This is a genomic window from Corallococcus terminator (genome assembly GCF_049194865.1).
Lineage (GTDB): Bacteria > Myxococcota > Myxococcia > Myxococcales > Myxococcaceae > Myxococcus > Myxococcus terminator_A.
The window spans coordinates 1-21,032 of record NZ_JBLZWL010000130.1; the positions used below are offsets into that span (position 1 = coordinate 1).

Below are 21,032 nucleotides of genomic sequence, written 5' to 3' on the forward strand. Positions count from 1 at the left end.
AGCCTTCGGGTAAACAGGGTGAGCTGGGACGGCGTACTTATGGCGAATGCCATGGCTGTCGCGCGGTCCAAGGCGGGGCGCACCGTATGGGGGGCGGCCGGAAGTCGAGCCGCCGCGGACTTCCTGCTCCGCAATCGTGTGAGCCGCGTATCGTAGGGGCTCAGGAAATCCCGCGGCTCAGCATTCTCCCGCAAGTCCTCCTCACTCCGAACCACGAGTCTCCATGATGGCAAACAAGGCATGTTGGGTCCTCTTCGCCTTCCTCTGTCTGGCCGTGGGCCTCTATCCTGTCAGCTACTTCCTCGCGGACTCGAACTTCGGACTCCGTGCCTCGAAGAGCAGCGAGCTCCTGGCCGACCCCGTCTGGAACGCGGCCTTCTACACGCACATCGCCCTGGGAGGACTCGCGCTGGCCGTCGGCTGGACGCAGTTCGTCACGAGACTGCGACTCAAGCGCCCAGGCGCACACCGGCTCCTCGGAAAGGTCTACATCGGAGCGGTCCTGCTGAGCGGGCTCGCCGGCGTCTACGTCGGCTTCTTCGCCACGGGGGGCGTCATCGCCGCGTCAGGCTTCATCTGCCTGGGCCTCGTCTGGCTCTACACCACGGCCGCCGCCTATCGGCTCATCAAGAGCCGGCGACTCCAAGAACACCAGCTCATGATGACCTACAGCTATGCCGCCTGTTTCGCGGCGGTCACGCTGAGGCTCTGGATGCCCATCCTGATTCACGCCCTGGGCGACTTCACCTCGGCCTACAGAGTCGTCGCCTGGCTCTGCTGGCTCCCCAACCTCGGCGTGGCATACCTCATCTCGCGCAGGCAACTCCAGGCGCGCGAGCTCGCGCCTTCGTGACGAGACCTCGGACAAAGTCAAACATCCGGGTCTTCTTTGACAGAGGTTGCCGATCTCCTCTCCGGGTGTCAGGATTCACGGCCCGTGAAGGAATGGCTTTCTGGAGAGAGACGCCTGAGGCGTCCGACCTGGAAACCCCAGAGGAGAACCCCGTGAAGAGAATCCGATGGAGTGTCGCCGCACTGCTGCTGGGCCTCGTGGGTTGTGGCGGCATCGAGGAGGAGGCCCCCGCTGACCCACTCCAAACGGAAGCAGACATGCTCCGGAGCTGTACGAGCGACCGAAACTGCAGCGACTATTGTCAATGTCGAAGCGGCGCCTGCGTGCCGAAGGACGTGATCCCCGGGCCGCCGCCCCCCGTCATCGACTGCGACGCGCCGCCCGTGCGAACCTGCACCTCGGGCGCGGATTGCATCACCGGCTGCGGATGCCAGGGCGGCGTCTGCACCAAGAACGTCCCCTCGTCCAACGCCAACTGCCTGCTGGTGCCCCCGGACGCCTTCGAAAACGACGACACGCACCTCACCGCTTCAGCGTACGGGGCGCCGCAGCTCAAGCACACCTTCCACCGGGTGGGCGACGTGGACTGGCTCCTCGTCTACACGCCGGTCGCCCAGGTGCTGACGGTGCAGGCCTACAACATGGGCTACAATCAAGCGGTCCGTGTGGAACTCTATGCCTATGATTACAACAACCGTATCCTGGGCGCGCGGCTGGCCAGCGGCCAGGGGTTCCCGTGTGATCTCTTCTATCCCCAGTGCCGCAACGTCACCATCACAGGCAATGTCGCGGCCCAGGGCGCCTACGTGGTGAAGGTGACCGACCTGCGCACCTCACCGCCGTGGGACTACGGTACCGTCACCCCGGGCACCGAGCCGGGGTACGACCTGCGGATGTACTGACCGCCCCGCTTTCGCATCGGGCTTGTCCTTACCCAGACGCCCGACGCCCACCTGGGAAGGCGCCGGCCTTCCATCCAGGGGGTTCTCTGGGTTGAATGGGTCATGGCCCCTCTGTCTCGCGTCCGTCCCCGACTCCCCAAGCGCCGGGGACGGACGGCTCCTGAGTGTCAGCCGTGGGTCACGGGGCTCCGTGGAGTCCTGGGCCCACTGGCCATCACCGCGTGGGTGCTGCTCGCGCCGGGATGTGCCCAGGCGCTGGAGCCGGTCCCCGGCGGTGAGGTCGAGGCGTCGGCGGTGATGAAGGCCGTCTCCTCCGGGGACGCGGCGGGGCTCGCGGGGATGGTGGGTCGGCCCGCTGCTCACAGCCAGCCTGCTTCGCGGGCGATACGGAAGGCTTCGACGCGGTTGCTTGCATGGAGCTTGCTGATCGCTTCCGAAAGATAGTTGCGGACCGTTCCCTCGGACAGCGACAGCTGCTTCGCGATATCGGCGCCGCTGCGGCCTTCGCCTGCCAGCCGCAGCACCTGCCGTTCGCGCTCGCTCAACGGGTCTTCCGCTCCGCTCCAACTCTCCAGCGCCAGCTCCGGCGCGATGGCCCTGCCGCCGGAATGCACCGTACGGATGGCGGCCGCCAGCGACTCGGACGGCGCATCCTTCAGCAGATAGCCGCGCACACCGGCCACCATGGCGCGGCGCAGGTAGCCGGAACGCGCAAAGGTTGTCACGATGATGATACGCGCGGCAGCATGCCGTTCGGCCAGCGCGGCGGCCAGCTCGAGGCCCGTCATCAGCGGCATTTCGATATCGGTCAGGACAATGTCCGGCGATAGCTGCGCGCACATGGCAAGCGCTTCCTGTCCGTTGCGCGCCTGTCCTACCACATCAAGGTCGGCTTCCAGCTTGAGCAATGCGGCAAGCGCGCCAAGCACCAGCGACTGGTCTTCCGCGATCAGCACGCGAATCATGCGATACCCCCCGTTGGCAGGCGCAGTTCGAGCGAGAGCCCGCGCGCCACTTCCACGCGCAGCTGCCCCCCCAGCGAGGCTACGCGTTCCTGCATGCCCCGCAGGCCATTACCCTGCTCCAGCGCCTGTAGCGAATCGAGCTTCTTTCCGTCATCCCTGATGTGGCAGACCACCACGCCGTCCTGCAAGGTCACGCTGACCTCGCAACGCCTTGCCTCCGCGTGGCGCAGGATATTGGTGACCGCTTCGCGCAACGACAGCGACAGGACGCTTTCCGCCGTAGCGGGCATGGTGAAGGCCTGGACATGGGCGTCCAGCGTGACATTCGCGGCGGCCAGTGTGGCACGCGCCTGCGCGAGCTCGTGCGCGAAGCCCGTCTGGCGGTAGCCGCTGACGGCGCTGCGCACTTCAGCCAACGCCTGCCGTGCATTGGTTTCAATGTCCTTGATTTCACGGCGGGAGGCTTCGACATCACGGTCCAGCAGTCGGCCCGCCAGTTCCGCCTTCAGCGTGATCAGCGAGAGCGTATGCCCCAGCAGGTCATGCATGTCGCGTGAGATGCGTTCACGCTCGGCGATGCGGGCCAGGTGCTCCACTTCCTCTTGCTTGCGCAGCAGCTGCCACTGCTTGCGCTTGAGGGTGGCGTCCATCACGCTGGCGATGCCCACCGGCGTACCGACGGCAAGCGTGGGCATGAGGAAGCTGAGCGGCAACTCGACCGACAGCGCAATCAGCGCCGCACCGCACAAAATCAGCGCAATCGTGCCGTATGCGTAGCGCCGGTTCTCGATCCCCGCGCACATGGCGGAACCAAAGATGAAGAAGGTGCAGGCGCCGAAGTTGAAGGGCGCCCAGACCACACCCAACACGAAGGTTGCGAGCAGCACGGGGATGAGGCGCCTGTTGCGCAACCAGTAGCTGGAAAAGTACATCGGCACGAAGACGATGATCGTCAGCGCCAGCATCGCCAGCTCCAGCACGGATGGCCGGATGTAGAAGTACTTCCACACGAAGAAATTCAGCGACAGCAGCCACAGATACGGCGCCTTGCCTATCGCAGGCGGCACCCATGGCCCCGCCAGCCATCGCCGTACCCTGTCCATGCTGTTCTCCTTATTCTTCCGTGAGGCGGACGTCGGCGAGCTGGAATCGATAGTCGCCCGGCTTGGGGCCTGCGTTGAATGATATCAGGGTGAGCGCGCTGGGGTCCAACCCCTTGAAGGCTGACAGTGGCAGCACAACCTCGGTCCAGCCCTCGCCCGCCGTGAATGGCTGATGGATGGGGATCGACACTCCCTTCGACATTGTCGACACCGAGTAGTTCTGGCCGTCGCCTCGCACGCGGAAGCGGAGCACTTTGGCGGCGCTCAGGTCCACCGCCTGCATGGGCTGCGAGCCTGGAATGAAGGCAAGGCCGGCCCACGGGTAGGCGAAGCCCGGACGCACGTTCGCGTTCACTTCCGCCGCGTGCTGGCCGTCAGCCTCTACGAAGGCCAGCTTTGTCATCGACTTTCCGCCCATGAAGTTGTCGGTGGAAGGCATCCAGCCGATGCCGAAGGGACTGCCAAACTTCTGTTTCGTGAAGAGGCTGATGCGTCCTTCCGGCGGCAGTGCCATGGCCATGCCCTTTGGGGTGCTGGCTTCCTCCGCCACGGCCTTCAACCGCGCGGCACGCAGCGGTGAAGCCGGCGTGCCGTCCTTCCACACCTCGACGATGCGGCGCGTCGCGCCGATATCAGCCGTCGGGTCGCCATCCACCAGCAGCAGGTCGGCCTTGTAGCCCTTGGCGATGCGGCCGCGCCGCGGCAGGCGGAAGGCCTGCGCCGGTGCGCTGGTGGCGGCGGCCAGCACTTCGGACGGAGTCATGCCCGCCTGGGTCAGCGACAGCAGCTCATGGTGCATGCTGGCGCCGTACTGGGTGCCTGCATTGCCCGCGTCGGTCCCTGCCAGCAGCGTGACGCCTGCGTCGCGCAGCGCCTTCACCACGGCGCGCGGCGCAAGCAGCTTCTCGGGTCTCACGGTATGCCCATGGCTGGTCTTCAGGGATGGCAGCTGCTCTTTCAGCAGCAGCGCCATCAGCGAGCGGTCATCCAGCACATCCTGTTCCTGCACGCCCGCGATACTTTCCATGACACTGAAGGTCGGGATGATGAAGGCCTTTCGGTCGCGGGCCAGCTTCGCGAAGGCCGTCAGGTCGTCCGGCGCGATGTCTTCGCCCACGAAGAGGTGCACCAGCCCATCGGCGCCAGCTTCAAGCGCGGCGCGCGCGCTGGCCAGCGTGGCGATATGGACCACCGCCAGCTTGCCGCGGCGGTGCGCTGCCTCTACCAGCGCCTTCATGGTGGGCACGTCAAGGCTGGGCGTCGGATGCTCGTCGCTGCCCGACTCCAGCACGATCTTGATGAAAGCGGAGCCTTCGGCGATGCGGGCGTCGACCCAGCCCCGCGCTTGTTCCGGCCGGGTCAGCGTGGGGATGGGAATACCGTACTCGGTGCCGTGGCCGCCCGGCACGGTGGCGAGCGTACCGGCGGAGAACAGGTCAGCGCGGTCGTGGTTCTCGCCGCGCTGCATGCGCGCTGTCATCTCCTTCATGATGGAGACGCTGGTGAACATGTCAATCTGGGTGGTGACGCCGAACAGGAGCGGCAGGTCCAGATAGCGATAGGCATGCACGTGCGAGTCGATCAGGCCCGGCATCAGCGTGCGGCCCTTGCCTTCGATGAGGGTGGTATCGGCAGGCGGCTTTCCGCGGAAGTCGGGATCGGCGATCCTGGTGCCGTCGATCAGCACATCGCGGTGTTCGTGCGTGCGCTGTCCGTCGAACACGCGCACATCGCGGATCAGCGTGGTGGCGGCGAAGGCGGGCAGCGCCGCACCGAGAGCGGTGGCCAGAAGCAGTGGTTTGAGCAATTTTTCCCCTGAGGTCTGGTGGGAGAAGTACCCGGTGGCGGTCTTTCGACGCCAGGGCAAAAAGCCATCAATACCGCATGACAAATGTCATGCGTCGGTGTTCACGGCGGGAGTAGAGATTGCGACGGCGCACTGGAGGGGAACGGGGCGTGCGCGGTGAGAAACGCGCGTGATGGGCCCCTCTGGTTTTGCGTTTGCACGTCCAGGACGGCCCTGGTCGTCCAGCCCCCTCCTGCGTATCGTCGTGTGCGTCGGGCTCATGGGCGGGACTGCTAAACGACGGAGCGCGATTCTCGATAGGTCTCATGCTGCGCGTCGTGCGGTGACGGCACGCAGCACGGGGCTGGGAAAGGCCGCGCACTCGGAGAGGTCATCCGCTCCCTCTCCGAGCACGGTTCACCGATTTACCTGAAGCGGGTTAGCGGGCGTCGCGCGGGTCCCCGGTGAGGCAGGGCTCCATCTTCTCGGGGGCGACGAGGAACAGCTCCTCGCGGCCCAGGTCCTGGGTGATGCCCGGCGTGGCGAAGCCAATCTGGCCGCCGCCGTCGTACAACAGGGCCGCCCAGTCGTTCTGCGACACGGGGTACACATCCGTCGCGTCGCCGTCGCGGTTGAAGTCCAACGCAATGGTGTTGAAGTCGTATTGGCGGTTGTTGTTGAAGTCGACGAAGTCGGCTGCGGAGAACATCGCCACCTGGGCGCCGTTGAAGCGCAGCCCGTAGTACCTAGTCAGTTCCGACCCGGTGGACGGGGCGACGGCCGCGAACGCGGTGAGCTCATTGACGGCCGCCTCGTTGATGGAATCCACGTGCACACGCGAGTAGTCGAGCGCGCCGACCGTGCCGCCAAGTTCGAATCCATAGAACTGGTATTCGTAGTTCATGATGCTCAGGTAGTTGGGCTTGTAGTTGGCTCCGTCGTTGCCACCGTGGTCCAGGCCCAGGTTGTGACCCAGTTCGTGCATGAGGGTGCCGGCCTGCTGTTGCTCGGTGCCATTGAAAGAGCCCAACGTCATCAGGAAGTCATGCGCGGGGAGGCCGCGAGAGATACCGCTGGAGAAGTTCCCGTTGTACTGGTGCGCGAACACCGCGTAGTGAAAGTAGGGCGCGCGGGCGGCGGCGAAGTACTTATTCTTGATGACGTCGAATTCCGTCCACACGGGGCTCAGGTTCATGTCCGCGTCCGCGGCGGCGATCTGCTGATCCAGCACCAGGTGCAGCGTGATGCCAGTGGACCCATCCGGATTGCTCACCGGCGCGCTGGCGAAAGCCGTGATGACCTTGTCCAGCGTGGCCTGGCTGGGCCTGAGGTTGGGATAGTAGTCCACCTCCACGAAGACGTCCTTCCTGCGCGCGTTCGCGCCGAGGGCCGTCAGGTCCAGGCCACCGCCGAAGCCGAACGACTCCGCGTAGTCGTTGAGCCGGTCTCCGTCCGTGTCGGGGTTGTTGGGATTGGTGCCCAGCACCAGCTCCACCACGTCGCAGACGCCGTCGCGGTCCGTATCGGGGAGAAGCGCGCAGGCGGGGATTGGGAGAGGGATGGCCGTCGCGGATTCCACCCCCTGGCGGGTGCTGACCACCTCCGCGTCCGGGAGGTCGGCGCCGCCACACCCGTTCAAACCGAGGAGCGCAACGGAAGCTGTCAGCAGCGCATTGTGAAGCTTGGACATAGAATTCCTTTGTGTGCAAACAGTTGGCATCACACCAACTGCCTTCTTCTTGCAGTTTGCCGTATTCGCTGTCTATTCAATTAATACAGGATTTACATATTTGAGACAGGCATGAAGCGTGGCCGGACAGCCCGGGCGCTCTCCCCAGCTCAGGCCCGATTTTGGGGTTGAGGTGCACGTCCATCTCGTCCTCGTAGAGGACGGGCTCCTGGGGACGGGCGTAGGTGGCCCGGCACTTCAATTGCCACAGGCGCTGGCGCCGCCGCCGCGCGGGCCAGGGGCAGCGCACCCTTGCGACGTGCGCCCACCGAGGCCACCAGCGCGCGTCCCATGGTCGCGGGCGACTTGGCCGTTGAAGGCTCTGCCATCTCGCAGTCCCTCACGGCCGCGCTCCTGCTAGCGCAGCACGGCGGCCACCACGGTGGAGGTGGCGCAGCCCCATCACCGCGCTGCTGGCGCCCGCCTACTCTCCAGGCCGATCCGGAATCGCGCTCCGTCGTTTAGTACGACTTGGTCACATCCGCGAGGGCAGCTCAGGCGGCGCTCTGGCGTTGATGGCCCTGTTGCAAAGCGGGCAGGTGCCAATCTGCTGGAGCAGGATGGGTTGAATCGCGCGCCGCACCATCGGCAGGGTCCAGTGCACTCGGCTCTGGGGGGAAAAGCGCCCGACGGAGCGCGAGGAAGCCGTGGGCCACGGCGCAGAGGGTGGCGTGGTGGTGGAAGCCGCGCCACGTGCGCCCTTCGAAGTGGTCGAGGCCGACTTCGGCCTTCAGCTCCTGATAGTCCCGCTCGACGCGCCAGCGCAGCTTCGTCAGGCACACCAACTGCTTGAGGGACGTGTCCGCCGGCAACGTGGAAAGATGGAACTTGGTGGGCCCCTCCTCGTTCCTGGGCCATTCGCAGAGCAGCCACTGTTCGTCGCCCGGGGCCAGCCCTATCGAGTGTCCATGGCCAATGCGAATGCGCAGTGCCGCGAAACGAGAGCGCTTGCGGCCCTTGGGACCTTCACCCCAGGTGAGCGACTTCCATGCGGTGGGTGGTAGGTCGGCGGCAAGTTTCTGAGCGGCAACGGGCCTCGCTTCGCCATAACGGTAGCGCGTGCGAGCTGGCCCACTCATGCCCGGGGGCTTCGAGGGAATGGGCGGAGGCTCGAATCCGGGAGGCCAGACCACGGAGTCTCCCCGAATGCCGACGATGTACGGCAACCCTCGGCGAGTGAGTTCCTCTCGGAACTCGATGTCATTCCCATACCCGCAGTCCGCAAGGAACAGCCGCCGCTTCACTCCCCAATCCAACGCACGGCCAATCAGCTCCAGAGCGATGTCCCGCTTCGTCTTGAACACCACGTCCTCCGGCACGCCCACCTTGCTCAGGCGCTCCGTGTCGGACGTCCATTCCGCCGGCAGATACAGCCGCATCCCAATGCAGCCGCTGCCCTTCTCACCAGCCAGATGCAGGCTGACGGCCACCTGGCAGTTGTCGGTGCGGCCCAGCGTGCCCGAGTACTGACGGGCCACGCCCACGGAGTGCTTGCCCTTCTTGGGGAAGCCCGTGTCATCCAAGACCAGAGCTTCGATGCCTGGCAGGTCCTCCTCCAGTTTCAAGGCCAGCCGGCGCATGACCTCATCGTCCGCCCAGTTGCTGCCACTGAGGCACTGCTGGAGGCGCTGGCGCATGGCCTCCTTCTCGGATGCTTGCTCCACCAGTCGCCCCGCCATCGGGTCGATGCTCTTGCGCTCGCCTTCAAGCAGCAGTCCTTTGACGTACCAGTCCATGGCCCGGCGCCGCTCCACACGTCCCAAGCCCGAGAACATCGACTCCAGGAAGCTCGCCAGCTCCCCCTCCAGTCGTTTCATCTGCGTCGGCGTCATGCCTGGGGAACAGTCCGCCCTCCCTCACGCATTCTTGAAGTGACCAAGTCGTATTAGCTGCGGATGAAGCCCAGGCGCTTCACGGCCTCCGTATCCGGCATGCCCAATTGAGCAGACGCGAACGCCGTCTCCGCCACGGACCGCGTGCGAACCAGGAGGTCCTCGCGCTGCGTATAGGTGAAGGTGAACCCCACGGACTCCTTCACGGTGTAGAACTGGAGCTGCGACACGCGCTGGCCCTGCAGCAGGACGCTGTATTCGCGCAGGAAGCCCTTGTTCCCGCCGAAGATGGCGTCGCGTTCGCTCACCAGGATGAAGCCCGGTGCCACTCTCTGGGTATTGGACAGCATGCGCGCCGCCAGCCGCGCGGCCGTCTCAGAGGAGGTGACGGGCTCCACCGAGACGACCAGGCTGGAGCGGAACCCATCCACTTCCGGCGCCACCGCGATGACCTGACTGCGGTCCTCCCAACCCATGGGAAGGGAGAGGGTCAGCGCGCCGTGGCGAATGGATTGGGTGGGAGGAATTGGAGGGGATTGGGGCTGCATGGCGTCAAATCACCGGCTTGGCGATGTGGTATTCGCTCTTGTCGAAGTGGTCGAACATCTTGTTGAGACCATAGGCGCCCGCCGCGATGAGCAGACCCGCCGCCGCGCCAGCCGGCCCTCCGCCCCACGACGCCGCCACCACGGCATTCACCGCGAAATAGCCGCCTGCTCCGGCCGCGGCCGTCACCGCGCCGCTGGCCACCTGCCAGCCATTGCCATTCTGGAAGCCATCCACCATCTGCCCCCCACCATGGAGTACCGCGAAGGCCGCCGAGAGTTTCCCCGCGGCCTCCGAGACCATGGCAATCCTGGTGGGGCTGAGGTGTCCTCCCAGCGTGCCGACTGTTCCATCCAGGGCCAGGTCTCCCTTGCCCGTGATGGCCGTCCACAAAGGGCTGACTCCGGTGACGACGGAGCTCCAGGCTCCCGCGGTCGCGGTGGCTCCCTTGAAGGCCGCCCTGTAGTTGCCTTCGCTCAGCTCCTTCATGATGGGAGGATCCGTGGCCAGCACGGACGCTCCCGCGAAGATCTTCACGAATCCAGTGCCTCCGGCCAGCATTCTGCCGGTGGCGGAGAGGTCCGCATGGGGAGCCCCCGGCTGGGTGGGAGTACGGTCCAGCTTGAGCCGGAAGAGTCCGTAATTGCTGGCGGACGCCGCGCCCGTCGTCTCATACCTCTCATGCCAGAGTTGTTTCTGGTCCGGCTGAATCCGGGTTGAAAGGTCACCGAACTCCTGGAGCTGTTGGGACACCTCGTCGACGGCGGCGGCGCCCATCGACGCCTTGGTCGGAGGCAGTTCATTGAGCTGTGTCACGGAGCCCACGGGTTTGCCGTCCACCAGGAGCTGCTGGCCCGCCGGGGTGACGCTATGCGTGGAGGTCCCATCCGGGCTGGTGATCGTCGTGGCGGCGCGGGTGAGCTGGGGGCCCTTGTCCGTCTGGACCGCCACCTGCTCCTTGTCCACCTTGCTCACGGTTCCGGTGACCTCTTGTCGCGTGGTGTTCTTCTGCTCGGTCACCTCCACTTCACCCGCCGCGTTGCGCGCCTCCGTCCGTGAATAGTCCGAGGTCGTCTTGGTGCGGTCCTTGTCCGTCTGTTCCAGGTGCATCTGGGTCACCTGGCCCTGGGGATTGAAGGTCCGGGCCAGCGTGCTGTTGCCGGTGGGGATGGGCTGGCACCCTGGGTCCTGCCGCGTGGAGGAGTTGGTCTCAAGGACTTCTCGAGCGCCATTGGGTCTGGCTAGCTCCTGTCGCTTGTAGTCCGCCACGGAGCGCGCGCCCGTGGCATCCACCTGCTCCGAATGCGCGGAGGTGACCTGACCTTGGTTGTCATAGGTCCGGGTGGAGTTTCCACTCACGTCCACCGGCTTCCCCTTGCCGGAGGGGTTGGGCGACTTGCCCGTGGTGGTTTCTACAACCTGTTCGCCCTGGAGGGTCCTCCTGGTGACGACGGAAAGGTCCTTCTTGCCTTCGATGAAGGTCTGCGTGTCCAACTCGTTGGGCTTGCTGGACTCCAGGGTCCAGGTCTTGGGCGTCTTGTCATTGTTACGAGCGTCGTCCAGCACATACGACACGAGCGCCCCCGGAGGATTCTTCTTGTTCGCGGGCGAGTCCACGAACCGGCTCTGGGAGCTGGTGAGGCGCACGTTGTCCTGGGAATAGGACGTGCCGGTGACGACGCTGGCCTTCACGAGCTTGCCCTCGGGATCCTTGGCACCCGGCGGAGGAACGTGGACGGTCTTGATGTCCACCTTGTCGATGGGGCGTTTCTTGTCGAACCGCTCATCCAATTCGTCCTTGATTCCGTCCTTGTCCTTCTGCGTGCCGTAATGCTTTTCCGTCTGGGTCAGACCCGTCTTGGCGTCCTGCGAAGTGGTGGTCGCGACGAAGAATTCGTCGAAGTGCTTGTTGCCGGACACCTTCTTCAGCTCGGTCCGGGTGCTCGTGGCGTCCGGCTCATTCCTGGCCAGCAACTCCTTCACGTCGGGCAGGCCCGGGTCCGCCGCCTTGGGGTCTATCTTCCAGCTGTTGTTCTCAATGACTGCCGCGTCGCCGTTGTTGGCGAGCAGGGTTTGCGCGGCGACCCCCTTCTCCCGGTCATATCGCGTGGTGGCGACCGCTCCGCCGCCCTGGTGGGAGGTCATCCTCTCCAGGACATTGCCTTGCTCGTCCTTCTTGACGAGCGTGAGCGTGTTCTTGGCCTCGTCGCGCTCCACGCTGACTCCCGGAGGAAGCTCCTGGGGAGGCCTGGCGGCCATGTCGGTGATGAGCTTTTTCTGCTCACTGGCCTGCGTGATGAGGGTCTGTCGGTCGCCTTCCAGCTGCGCGCGCTCCTCGCCCACGGTGTTGAGGTCCACCTCTTTTTGAAGCGCCGCGTCCTTGGCAGTGATGAACTCCGGCCCCAGTTTCATGAGGGTGTTCGCCTGGTCGAGCTTGTTGTTGGAGCGGAGCTCCTGGACCAGGGCCTGGGCCAGCTGGGGGACCTTGGGGTCGCTCGCGTTGGCCTTGAGCCCGTCTTGCATCACCTCCTGATTCGCGGTGACCAGTCTTTCCGCGATAGTCTCCTTCCCTCCCTTGCCCGCCATGTCCGCGCTGTTGGCCAGACTCTTGACGATGGCACGCGCATCCTCCTGGCTGACCTTGCCCTCCACCGTGGTGGATGAGGCGGGAGCGCTGTTGCCCGTCATGTAGGGCGAATAGCGGGTGATCGCCTTGCCTCCCAGCGAGTCCGTCATCGTCTGGATGTGGGGAGTGGACTCCGCCACCAGCGAGGATTTGTATTCCGGATTCATGCTCAGGGAGAGCTGGCGCTCCAATTCCTGGGCACCTTCACGCGGGCTGCGCGCGGTGGCCTCTCCGACGCGCACCGCGTCCGCTTTCGCGGCCTCGTAGATGTTGATGACGGAAGGTGCGCCGAGCAGCCTGGTCTGGGCTTGCGCGTCCATGCTGGCCGCGTCGAAGACGTCCCGGACTTGATTGACCTCCGAGAAGGGCTCCGGCTTGCCCGCGGCCTTGGCGGAGGTATTGGCGGTGCGTTGCGCCTCCAGCGCCGCGTTGCCCTTGGTGATGGCGTCTTGCCTGGACGCGTCCGCCTGGGTGCGAGCCTGCGTCGCGGGGCCCTCCAGCCTGGCCGCATCCGTGGTGGCGGTGTTCAGCGTGGTCTGGGCGTTCTGAACGTTCTGCTGCAACGCGGCCTTGTCCAGATAGGGACCGGATGCCGGCTTCTTGAACTTGGACTCGTCGAAGCCCGCCAACGCCTGCTGCGCGTCGCCCAGGGCGGTGTGGGCGTCCAGCTTCTTCTGGTCCGCCGTGCCAAAGCCCGTCTCCGCTGTGCGCGCCGCCGCTTCCTCCTGGCGAGCCTTTTCCGCCGCGGCCGCTGCTGCCTGACGCGCGGCCTCCGCTGCCGCTTCAGCCGCCGCCGCTGCCCTGGCCGCCTCCGCTGCTTGAGCCGCGGAGTTGGGGGCGGGCGCCTGTGCGCCGGGATCGCCGCGATAGGTGGGGCTGCTCTGGTAGCTCGTGTTGATGCCCATGGGGGCCTCCGTGGGAAGTCGTGACCCTTCACCAGGAGGACGGTCCCCAGCGCGGGGTGGCGCACCGAATCACGAACTTTTCCCGATATCGGCCGGTGCCAACCCGAGTTCGCCGACGCGGGCGGTGAGCTTCTTCGGGACCTCGAAGTGAATCGGCATGCCCTTGGGACTCATGCCGCCCGGCATGTCCGCGATGCTCTCGGAGAGGCCACCGTCCCAGAGTGGCGAACCAGGAAGCGGCGGAAAATTGGAGGTGGAGGAAGAGCCATATCGGGTCGGCTATGCTCTGAGCCGCATCTCTTCACGGAGGACTCATGCGAAACTTCGTTGTGGGTAGTCTGTTGGCGACGGCTTTGACGGCGGTGGGCTGTGGCGGGTCGCTGGAGCAGGAGGAGTCCCCTGACCTGGCCTCCCAGCAGGCCGCGCTACCTGACTGCCAATCCTCTGGAGACGATCTGCGCAACTATTACAGCGACGCCTCCATGACGAACCTCGTCGGTCAGTTCGGCTGCCACTGCGGCGGCCTGTACTGGTGGGGCGTGAGTTCGCAGCACCTCGACCACCTCCTCGCGTGCTGAGTCTCAGGTCGCGGTGCTTGGTAGGGGGCGCGGGCGCGGAGAGAAGGGCACGCGCGCGCCCTCGCTGCCGATCAGCACCCAACGGCAGCTCACGTTCGCAATCGCCTGCGCCCGTGAACGCTTGCTCCGCACATTGCTTATATTGCGTCCATTGTTCCTGGGTCGGTCCTGTACTGTCTCGATGCGCTGGGAGGCAATCCGAGTAACGGACTCCAGGTCGGAATCTATCCCTGTCATCCATATGGTGCCGCGAAGTGGCAAGTCACCAGCATGCCCCTGGGTGGCGGTTTTAAAATCTGGCTGTCGGACTTCTGGAATGACTGTCTGGATTTCTCCTCGCCGCCAGCGAACGCGGGCGCGAAGATCCACACATGGGGTTGCTACTCCCCCACGCCTCCACAGCAGAAGTGGTTTCGCTCGAACGTCTCGAGCGGGAACGGGCCCCAAGCAGAACTCCTGTTCACGCGCACGGCGCAGGGCGCCGACTTCTTCCTCGACGTCATGAACGGCACGATTCAAGCATGGCAGCCAGTCTGGGGCTGGCCGTTCAATGGTGGGTTCGCGCAGCGCTGGGTGGTCTGGGATTCCAGCCTCAACCACCCGCCGATCATCAATTGAGTCGGAGCCGCGATGCTCCGGACACGCTGCTCACGTGCCTGGGCTGACGGTGTCCACCGGCCGGGCCACGCGGAGCCCCCTGCATATCGCTTCTCGCGGCCCGAGCGTGAATCCATCCGGGCGCAACGTGCTCGCCGTCCAGGTGCACAGGCCGAGGTTGCTCCTTCGCGCACGGCCCGGTTGAGTCCGTAGCGCCTGGGGCGTTGAGGTGAAGCGCATCGCCTGAACCCTCTCACGCGACCTCTCTCTTGACGCTCACCGCGGCGACCCGATTTTGGGTAGGCGCAGCCCGAAATCTTCAACGCAAGGCGTTAGGGACGGTCGCCTATTGAATCGTCAGAAACAGGTCGCTTCAGGGGCCCCCCAGACCTTGGATGCATTGGCAGGAGTCAAATCTTGCCATAGACTGGTATAGCCGGAACATCCGGCTTAACATGTTCCTCCCCAACTGGAGTACACCATGCGTTTGATTGCATCCATGCTCGCCGCGACCGCCCTGCTCGTTGGATGTGGAGGCGAGGAGCAAGCTCCGGAGACCCTGCAGGAGGCGCCGGTGGAGTCCGCGCCGCAGCAGGATGGCGAGGGCTCGGTGACCGCGATGGCGGGCCCGTACTACTACGCGCAGACGTGGGACAACGGGAAGCGGCTCACGGTCTGTGCCAGCACGCTGACGGTGCACCGCCCCAACGGCTCGACCTGTACGCTGACTTCCGGGCAGACCTTCACCGTGTATAGCGGTGGCAGCGAGTGGGTTTCCGGCCACTCCTGGGGCAACTGCGGCGTGGACGGCCAGGTGCAGAACGGCTGGTTCTGCTGAGACCTGTCGTCCTGGGCCCCGCGTGTGGCGCTTCGCCTCGCGCGGGCCTCGGTCCCTACCAGCTGCTGGACCTTGGATTTGAGCGACAATGGCGGACATGGTGGCCCGCCTCGTTTCCGTCCTCTGTCTCCTCGTCGCATTGCCTGCCGCCGCCAACGTGGCCGCATCCACGCGCACGCCAGCGGCCTTCACCCTGTCGCCAGGTCTCGCGCGCACGCGCTCGGAGGTGCTCAGCGAGAAGCTGGACTTCGATTGCGCGGAGGCGGAGCGCGAGGCGGCCTGCCGCTTCGAGGCGCGCTACCAGCTGCGCAACGGGACCTCCGAGGCGGAGGTCATTGATGCCGCCTTCCTGGGGCTCCGCACGCACGAGGTGAGCGTACGATTCGACGAGGAGCCTCTCCCGGTGACGGAGGAGCAGGCGGATCGTATCGACCCCACGTCAAAGTCCAGGGAGACCGCATCGGCGCGGTCGTCACCGGAGAATGCGCTCGCGCAGCGCTTCGGCTTCACCCTCACGCTTCCACCCGGGCGAGACGGGGAGCTGGTGGTTCGCGGCGTGGTGCGGCTCGAGCGGCGCTTCCTGCCATCGGGGTACGTGTGGCCCGCGGTCCAGGCGCGACACGTGCTGCTGTCCCCTGGGCCGGGGCGGGCCACGCGCTGGGACATTGACTATCTGCTGGGCCCCATCCGGACCTGGGCGGGCAACCCCGAGCTTCACGTCACCGTGAGGGTCCCTTCCTCGTGGGAGGTGGGCAGCAGCCCGGACGCATCCGCGCGCACACCGCCGGTGGCCACGGACTGGCGGCTTCGGCACGAGGGCGCGCATGTCGTGGCGGAGCGGCGCCTCACGGCGGCGAGCGCGCCCGAATGGCTCAACGTCACGCTGACGAAGCGCGAGCCGTGGTGGACTCCGGGGGGTGTGCAGCTGGGCCTGGGCGCCCGGCTCGGGGACGACTCCCGCTTCATGGCACGGCTCGGCTACCAGCTCGCCGCGCCCGAGTCCTTCCTGCACTCGCTCTCGGTGGAGACGGACTTTCGCGAGCAGCTCGTCCTCACGCCCCTCACGCAGTATGCGACGCCCCAGGTCGCCATCATCCCCAGTCTCGGGCTCGGCCTGGGCGTGCCGGTGCAGGTGCTTCCCGAAGTCAGGCCGGGTCTGCGGCTCCTCGCTGACCTGCATTTCGGTCCGGTGGGGGTCGCGCTCAGCTGGGACCACCATCCGGCGCTGCGGGAGGGCACGGACTCCTTCTCGCGGCTCATCCTCCTGTTGCAGGCGGGGCTGTAGGCCGGCCGCGTCCCCTCACTCGCTGCCCCGGCGGGGCACGCATGCAGGGGCGTGGGGCGGGGCGGCTTTCGCCCATAGGTGATGACTATCCATCCATTGACGCCACGGGATTCACGGTGGCCGGAAGCGAGGTCTATATGTGGACCCATCGCGGCCGGGTTGGCGTGCTGAACGCCTCGCGGCCCGAAGCCGTACCGCAGGACCTTCATCGCGCCGGCCACTTCCCTGGCGGAACCAGGTCGCGCATCCACTTGCACGAGCACGAGGGGTGAATCCATGACGACACAATCACAGAAGGCAGAGAATGTTCACGTGGGCCTGCTGGTCCGCCTGGAGGCGAAGGCAGGCAAGGAGGCCGACGTGCAGAAGTTCCTGGAGGGCGGTCTGTCGGTGGTCCAGGCAGAGCCGGCGACAGCTCAGTGGTTCGCGCTGCGCTTCGGTCCGACCTCCTTCGGCATCTTCGATACCTTCGCGGACGATGCGGGCCGCGAGGCGCACCTGAGCGGCAAGGTCGCCGCGGCCCTGATGGCCCAGGCGCCGGAGTTGCTCGCGCGGCCGCCGTCCATCGAGAAGGTGGATGTGCTCGCGGTGAAGCGCTGAGCGACCTCCGGTCAGGCGCCTGGACGCGCGCGCCCCGCGCTCTCCAGCAGCGTGCGCCAGAAGAGCTTCGCGGCCGGTGGCGAGGTCCGGTCTCCTGAGCGCATCAGGGACACGGTGCGCTGGAGTGATGGTTCGACGAGCGGACGCGCGGTGGTGGCGCTCGGAGAGGGCAGGAGCGAATGCTCGGGCATGAAGGCGAAGCCGATGCCCGCGGCGACCAGGCTCTGCACCCACTCCTCGCGTTCGGTGCGATAGCTGGCGTACAGCGCCACCTTGCGCGACGTGCACAGCTCGCCGACCTGGTCGCGCATCTCGCAGGAGAGCCGGTCGATGTAGGGCTCATCGGCCAACTCCTCCAGTTGCACGGTGTCCCGCGCGGCGAGGCGATGTCCGGGTGGGAGCACGACGAGGTAGCGCTCTTCGTAGAGCGGCGTGACGACGCACCAGTCAGGCGTGGGAGCGGCGGCGTGGGTGATGACGAGGTCCACCTCGGCCTCCTCCAACTGCCGCACCACCGTGTCGCGAGTGCCGACCCGGAGCTCGACCTCCACGCCGGGCGCGACGGCGCGAAACGCCGCCAGGTCGCGGGCCAACCGCGCGGGGCCGATGGTGCACAGCACGCCTACGCGCAGCGGCACCTGATTCAGCCGGCGGTGGTTCTCCGCGATGAGCGCCACGCTCCGGTTCTCGTCGTCGATGCGCTGGAGCCGGGGCAGCACCTGCCGGCCCAGGGGCGTGAGCTTCGCGCCGCTCCGGTCACGCAGCAGCAGCGGCCCTCCCAGCTCGCCCTCCAGCTTCTTGATGGCGGCGGTCAGCGTGGGCTGGGCCACGTGGCAGCGCTCCGCCGCGCGCGTGAAGCTGTGGGTCTCCGACACCGCCAGGAAGTACCGGACCTGATGCATCTCCATGCGGCGCAGGCTCGCTCTTCGTTCGCGGGCAGGCAACCCGCTGCGCCCCCCGGGCCCCCTCCGCGCCCGCTTTGGCGTCGAGTCCAAGGACAGGCACGGACGCTACCGCTGGGTCGCGGAGCGCACGCCGGCTTGGAAGAACAAGCTCCTGATGGGGCAGTGACGCACCCATGACGCGGCGACCGGGTTGTGGCCAGGCACAGGGGGGGCGGCCCGTCAGGTCGCTGGTCGCCGCGGCGCCAGGTCGCGGAGCGCCCGCCTGTCGAGCTTGCCGTTCTGGGTCCTCGGCAGCTCCGACAAGACCCGGAGCTCGTCGATGATCATGTACCGGGGCAGCCGCTCGGCGCAGTGCTTCTTGAGCTGGAGCAAGGTGGGCCTCGGGCCGTCGGCGGCCACGACAAAGGCCACCAGCCGCGCCTCCAGGCCCGCATCGCTGGTGACGACCCCCACCTCGCGGACGCCCGGATGGGACAGCAGCGCCGTCTCGATTTCGCCCGGCTCGATTCGTCGCCCCCGCACCTTCAGCATGTTGTCGCGGCGGCCGAGGTACTCGAAGCCGCCATCCGGGAGCTGGCGGCAGAGGTCTCCCGTCGCGTAGGGCCCCTCTCCCTGGGGAGGCTGTCCCCAGTAGCCCAGCATCACCGTGGGCCCTTCCACCATGAGCTCTCCCACCGCCCCACCGCCTTGTGGCGTCGCTTCGTCATCCGCCGAGCGGGCCAGCCAGACCCGGTCACCGCAGCTCGCATGGCCGATGGGAACCGGCTCGGTGCGCTCGGGGGAGAGGGTGCCCACCTCGTAGGCGGTGCAGACGTTCGTCTCCGTGGGGCCGTACAGATTGAAGAACCGCGCGGCGCCCAGGCGCTCTCGCAGGGGACGCAGATGGCGGACCGGGAAGGGCTCTCCCGCGAACAGCACCGTCCGGAAGGGCAGGTCCTCATGGGCGAGCAGCCCTCCCTCCGTCATCATCAGGATGAGCGCCGAGGGCACCGAGTACCAGACGGTGAACCGCTCGCGCAGCACCAGCTCCACCAGCTTCTTCGGCGCGAAGGCCAGCGTCTCCGGGATGAGGGTGACCGAGGCGCCCCCGAGGAACGCCGCATAGAGGTCCAGCACCGAGAGGTCGAAGAAGAACGGCGCGTGATTGCTGAAGCGGTCCTCCGGTGTGGTGCCCAGCAGCGCGTGGCTCCACTCGATGAAGGCCAGGGCGTTGCGCTGGCTGATGCACACCCCCTTGGGCGTGCCGGTGGAGCCGGAGGTGTAGAGGATGTAGGCCAGCGCGTGAGCGTCCAGGCCGTGTCCGGGCAGGGGCTCCGGGGAGACGTCGGACAGGCTCGCCCAGGCGAGCGCCGGGCCCGTGTCGTCCACCAGCAGGAAGCGCAGGCGGGACAGGCCTCCGTTGCGAAGCTCGGCCGCGCGCGCGGCGCTGGTCACCACCACGTCGATGCGGCAGTCGTCGAGGATGAACCGCGTCCGCGCGGCCGGGTTCAGTGGATCCAACGGGACATAGGCCGCGCCCAGCCGCGCGATGCCCTGCATCGCCGCCACCGCGCGCGCGGACTTCTCCGTCCACAAGCCCACCCGGTCGCCCCGCTGGACGCCCAGCCCCTGGAGGGCCCGGGCCACCTGGTTGGCGAGCGCGTCGAGCTGTCCATAGGTGTAGGTCTCATCGGGCCCCCTGACGGCGATGGCCCCGGGAGTCCTCGCCGCGCCGCGCATGACAATCTCGTCGAGCGTCATAGGCCCAGGTGACTGGCGATGATGTCGCGTTGCATCTCCGAGGTACCGGAGAAGAGGGTGCTGGGAATGGCATCGCGCAGCACCCGCTCGATGCCCGCCTCGGCCACGTAGCCCAGTCCCCCGTGAATCTGGATGGCGTCCAGGCCGCACTGGACCGCGGCCTCGCTGATGGCCAGCTTGGCGAGGGACACCTCCATCGCCGCCTCCTGCCCGCGGTCCATCAGCCAGCAGGCCCGGTACAGCAACAGTCGCGCGGCTTCGAGCCGCTGCTTCATGTCCGCCATCCGGTGGGAGAGGGCCTGGTTCTTTCCAATCGCCCGCTTGAACTGCTTGCGCTGTCGGGCGAAGTCCACCGTCTGTTCGAGCACCCGCTCCATCAACCCCACATAGGCGCCGAACAGGCAGGCCCGCTCCCACTGCATGGAGCGCTTGAAGAGGGGCGCGCCCTGGCCCTCGGTCCCGAGCCGCGCGGCGGCGGGCACCAGACAACCCTCCAGGTAGATGGGGGCGATGGGGGAGGTAGACAGGCCCATCTTCTGGAAGGGCCGTCCCACCGACAGTCCCGGCGTGCCCTTCTCGATGAGGAAGGCGCTCAGGCCCATGTAGCCGTGCGCGGGGTCGGTGACGGCGTACACCAGGAAGACGTCGGCGGCGGGCGCATTGGTGACGTAGCTCTTGCTCCCGTCGAGCACGTAGCCGTCGCCGGAGCGCACCGCCCGCGTCTTGAGCGCGAAGACGTCGGAGCCGGCTTCCGGCTCGGAGATGGCGTTGGCGCCGACCCACTCTCCCGAGCACAGCCGGGGAAGGTAGTGGCGCTTCTGCGCGTCGTCGCCACTCTCCATCAGGGGGAGCACGCACGCGAACAGATGGGCGCCCACGGAGAACACCAGCCCCGTGTCCGTGCACCCACGTCCCAACGCCTCCATCACCCGCGCCGTCGTCAACGTGTCCAGCCCGAGGCCTCCGTGGTGCTCGGGCACGGGCAGGCCCAGGAAGCCGAACTCGCCGCATTGCCGCCACAGTGCACGCGGGAAGCCTTCCTCGCTGGCCGTGGCCTCCGCGTTCAGCTCCGACCTCGCGAAGGCCAGGGCGCGCTCGTACAGCTCCACCTGCTCGCTCGTCCAACTGAAGTCCATGCGGTCCTGCTCCATCGGTGGTGATTGGCCGGCCGCGCCAGGAGAGCCAGGGGCGTCTGAAGACTTTCTCTTTCACTTGCGTGAGTCGTCAAGAATCCCCTGGGTT

The 21,032-nt window shown here is 66.6% G+C and carries 17 protein-coding genes; 7 read left to right on the plus strand and 10 right to left on the minus strand.

Annotation, left to right across the window (positions count from 1 at the left end):
• Nucleotides 1–223 precede the first annotated feature (223 nt).
• On the plus strand, nucleotides 224–853 hold the full coding sequence (locus ACN469_RS38945) for a DUF2306 domain-containing protein (RefSeq protein ID WP_498776655.1): 630 nt from the start codon (nucleotides 224–226) through the stop codon (nucleotides 851–853).
• 323 nt (nucleotides 854–1,176) lie between these two features.
• The gene (locus tag ACN469_RS38950) at nucleotides 1,177–1,755 is read left to right on the plus strand and encodes a hypothetical protein (RefSeq protein WP_498776657.1); all 579 of its coding nucleotides are present in this window, start codon (nucleotides 1,177–1,179) and stop codon (nucleotides 1,753–1,755) included.
• Nucleotides 1,756–2,114: 359 nt separating this feature from the next.
• On the opposite strand, the gene ACN469_RS38955 is transcribed toward ACN469_RS38950, so the two are convergent.
• The 7 genes from ACN469_RS38955 to ACN469_RS38985 all read right to left on the minus strand — a co-directional run bounded on the left by ACN469_RS38955 (nucleotide 2,115) and on the right by ACN469_RS38985 (nucleotide 13,247).
• Nucleotides 2,115–2,720, minus strand: a complete 606-nt coding sequence (locus ACN469_RS38955) for a response regulator transcription factor (RefSeq protein ID WP_498776659.1) — start codon at nucleotides 2,718–2,720, stop codon at nucleotides 2,115–2,117.
• Nucleotides 2,717–3,823 carry a sensor histidine kinase gene (locus ACN469_RS38960; protein ID WP_498776661.1) on the minus strand — a complete coding sequence of 369 codons (1,107 nt, stop codon included), beginning with the start codon at nucleotides 3,821–3,823 and terminating at the stop codon, nucleotides 2,717–2,719. Before ACN469_RS38960 ends, ACN469_RS38955 begins: the two co-directional genes overlap by 4 nt.
• 10 nt (nucleotides 3,824–3,833) lie before the next feature.
• On the minus strand, nucleotides 3,834–5,630 hold the full coding sequence (locus ACN469_RS38965) for a CIA30 family protein (protein ID WP_498776663.1): 1,797 nt from the start codon (nucleotides 5,628–5,630) through the stop codon (nucleotides 3,834–3,836).
• A 418-nt stretch (nucleotides 5,631–6,048) separates the two neighbouring features.
• Nucleotides 6,049–7,299 carry a zinc metalloprotease gene (locus ACN469_RS38970; RefSeq protein ID WP_498776665.1) on the minus strand — a complete coding sequence of 417 codons (1,251 nt, stop codon included), beginning with the start codon at nucleotides 7,297–7,299 and terminating at the stop codon, nucleotides 6,049–6,051.
• A 533-nt stretch (nucleotides 7,300–7,832) separates the two neighbouring features.
• Nucleotides 7,833–9,170, minus strand: a complete 1,338-nt coding sequence (locus ACN469_RS38975) for an IS701 family transposase (RefSeq protein ID WP_498765154.1) — start codon at nucleotides 9,168–9,170, stop codon at nucleotides 7,833–7,835.
• 53 nt (nucleotides 9,171–9,223) lie between these two features.
• On the minus strand, nucleotides 9,224–9,718 hold the full coding sequence (locus ACN469_RS38980; RefSeq protein WP_498776667.1) for a DcrB-related protein: 495 nt from the start codon (nucleotides 9,716–9,718) through the stop codon (nucleotides 9,224–9,226).
• A 4-nt stretch (nucleotides 9,719–9,722) separates the two neighbouring features.
• Nucleotides 9,723–13,247 carry a hypothetical protein gene (locus tag ACN469_RS38985; protein WP_498776669.1) on the minus strand — a complete coding sequence of 1,175 codons (3,525 nt, stop codon included), beginning with the start codon at nucleotides 13,245–13,247 and terminating at the stop codon, nucleotides 9,723–9,725.
• A 314-nt stretch (nucleotides 13,248–13,561) separates the two neighbouring features.
• Here ACN469_RS38985 and ACN469_RS38990 point away from each other — a divergent pair, with 314 nt between their 5' ends.
• The 5 genes from ACN469_RS38990 (at nucleotide 13,562) to ACN469_RS39010 (ending at nucleotide 17,145) form a co-directional block, all read left to right on the plus strand.
• A complete protein-coding gene (locus ACN469_RS38990; RefSeq protein WP_498776671.1) occupies nucleotides 13,562–13,825 on the plus strand; it encodes a DUF6289 family protein in 264 nt (87 codons plus the stop codon).
• Nucleotides 13,826–14,095: 270 nt separating this feature from the next.
• A complete protein-coding gene (locus ACN469_RS38995) occupies nucleotides 14,096–14,443 on the plus strand; it encodes an RICIN domain-containing protein (RefSeq protein ID WP_498776673.1) in 348 nt (115 codons plus the stop codon).
• 460 nt (nucleotides 14,444–14,903) lie between these two features.
• On the plus strand, nucleotides 14,904–15,260 hold the full coding sequence (locus tag ACN469_RS39000; protein ID WP_498776675.1) for a hypothetical protein: 357 nt from the start codon (nucleotides 14,904–14,906) through the stop codon (nucleotides 15,258–15,260).
• Between the two features lie 88 nt (nucleotides 15,261–15,348).
• Nucleotides 15,349–16,545, plus strand: a complete 1,197-nt coding sequence (locus ACN469_RS39005) for a hypothetical protein (RefSeq protein WP_498776677.1) — start codon at nucleotides 15,349–15,351, stop codon at nucleotides 16,543–16,545.
• 276 nt (nucleotides 16,546–16,821) lie between these two features.
• Complete coding sequence (locus tag ACN469_RS39010) at nucleotides 16,822–17,145, plus strand: putative quinol monooxygenase (RefSeq protein WP_498776679.1); 324 nt, start codon at nucleotides 16,822–16,824, stop codon at nucleotides 17,143–17,145.
• A gap of 11 nt (nucleotides 17,146–17,156) precedes the next feature.
• On the opposite strand, the gene ACN469_RS39015 is transcribed toward ACN469_RS39010, so the two are convergent.
• The 3 genes from ACN469_RS39015 to pigA form a co-directional block, all read right to left on the minus strand.
• Nucleotides 17,157–18,053 carry a LysR family transcriptional regulator gene (locus ACN469_RS39015; RefSeq protein WP_498776681.1) on the minus strand — a complete coding sequence of 299 codons (897 nt, stop codon included), beginning with the start codon at nucleotides 18,051–18,053 and terminating at the stop codon, nucleotides 17,157–17,159.
• Between the two features lie 216 nt (nucleotides 18,054–18,269).
• Nucleotides 18,270–19,790 carry an amino acid adenylation domain-containing protein gene (locus tag ACN469_RS39020; protein WP_498776683.1) on the minus strand — a complete coding sequence of 507 codons (1,521 nt, stop codon included), beginning with the start codon at nucleotides 19,788–19,790 and terminating at the stop codon, nucleotides 18,270–18,272.
• Nucleotides 19,787–20,926, minus strand: coding sequence for a prodigiosin MBC biosynthesis dehydrogenase PigA (gene pigA / locus ACN469_RS39025; protein ID WP_498776685.1), 1,140 nt, complete (start codon nucleotides 20,924–20,926; stop codon nucleotides 19,787–19,789). Before pigA ends, ACN469_RS39020 begins: the two co-directional genes overlap by 4 nt.
• Nucleotides 20,927–21,032: the final 106 nt, after the last annotated feature.

Bases quoted from the DNA above. Each gene is read 5' to 3' on its own strand.
- ACN469_RS38945 (WP_498776655.1), top strand. From the start codon at position 224: ATGATGGCAAACAAGGCATGTTGGGTCCTCTTCGCCTTCCTCTGTCTG.
- ACN469_RS38990 (WP_498776671.1), top strand. From the start codon at position 13,562: ATGCGAAACTTCGTTGTGGGTAGTCTGTTGGCGACGGCTTTGACGGCG.
- ACN469_RS39005 (WP_498776677.1), top strand. From the start codon at position 15,349: ATGGCGGACATGGTGGCCCGCCTCGTTTCCGTCCTCTGTCTCCTCGTC.
- ACN469_RS39020 (WP_498776683.1), bottom strand. From the start codon at position 19,790: ATGACGCTCGACGAGATTGTCATGCGCGGCGCGGCGAGGACTCCCGGG.
- ACN469_RS39000 (WP_498776675.1), top strand. From the start codon at position 14,904: ATGCGTTTGATTGCATCCATGCTCGCCGCGACCGCCCTGCTCGTTGGA.
- ACN469_RS38975 (WP_498765154.1), bottom strand. From the start codon at position 9,170: ATGACGCCGACGCAGATGAAACGACTGGAGGGGGAGCTGGCGAGCTTC.
- ACN469_RS38995 (WP_498776673.1), top strand. From the start codon at position 14,096: ATGCCCCTGGGTGGCGGTTTTAAAATCTGGCTGTCGGACTTCTGGAAT.
- pigA (WP_498776685.1), bottom strand. From the start codon at position 20,926: ATGGACTTCAGTTGGACGAGCGAGCAGGTGGAGCTGTACGAGCGCGCC.
- ACN469_RS39010 (WP_498776679.1), top strand. From the start codon at position 16,822: ATGACGACACAATCACAGAAGGCAGAGAATGTTCACGTGGGCCTGCTG.
- ACN469_RS39015 (WP_498776681.1), bottom strand. From the start codon at position 18,053: ATGGAGATGCATCAGGTCCGGTACTTCCTGGCGGTGTCGGAGACCCAC.
- ACN469_RS38960 (WP_498776661.1), bottom strand. From the start codon at position 3,823: ATGGACAGGGTACGGCGATGGCTGGCGGGGCCATGGGTGCCGCCTGCG.
- ACN469_RS38980 (WP_498776667.1), bottom strand. From the start codon at position 9,718: ATGCAGCCCCAATCCCCTCCAATTCCTCCCACCCAATCCATTCGCCAC.
- ACN469_RS38970 (WP_498776665.1), bottom strand. From the start codon at position 7,299: ATGTCCAAGCTTCACAATGCGCTGCTGACAGCTTCCGTTGCGCTCCTC.
- ACN469_RS38955 (WP_498776659.1), bottom strand. From the start codon at position 2,720: ATGATTCGCGTGCTGATCGCGGAAGACCAGTCGCTGGTGCTTGGCGCG.
- ACN469_RS38985 (WP_498776669.1), bottom strand. From the start codon at position 13,247: ATGGGCATCAACACGAGCTACCAGAGCAGCCCCACCTATCGCGGCGAT.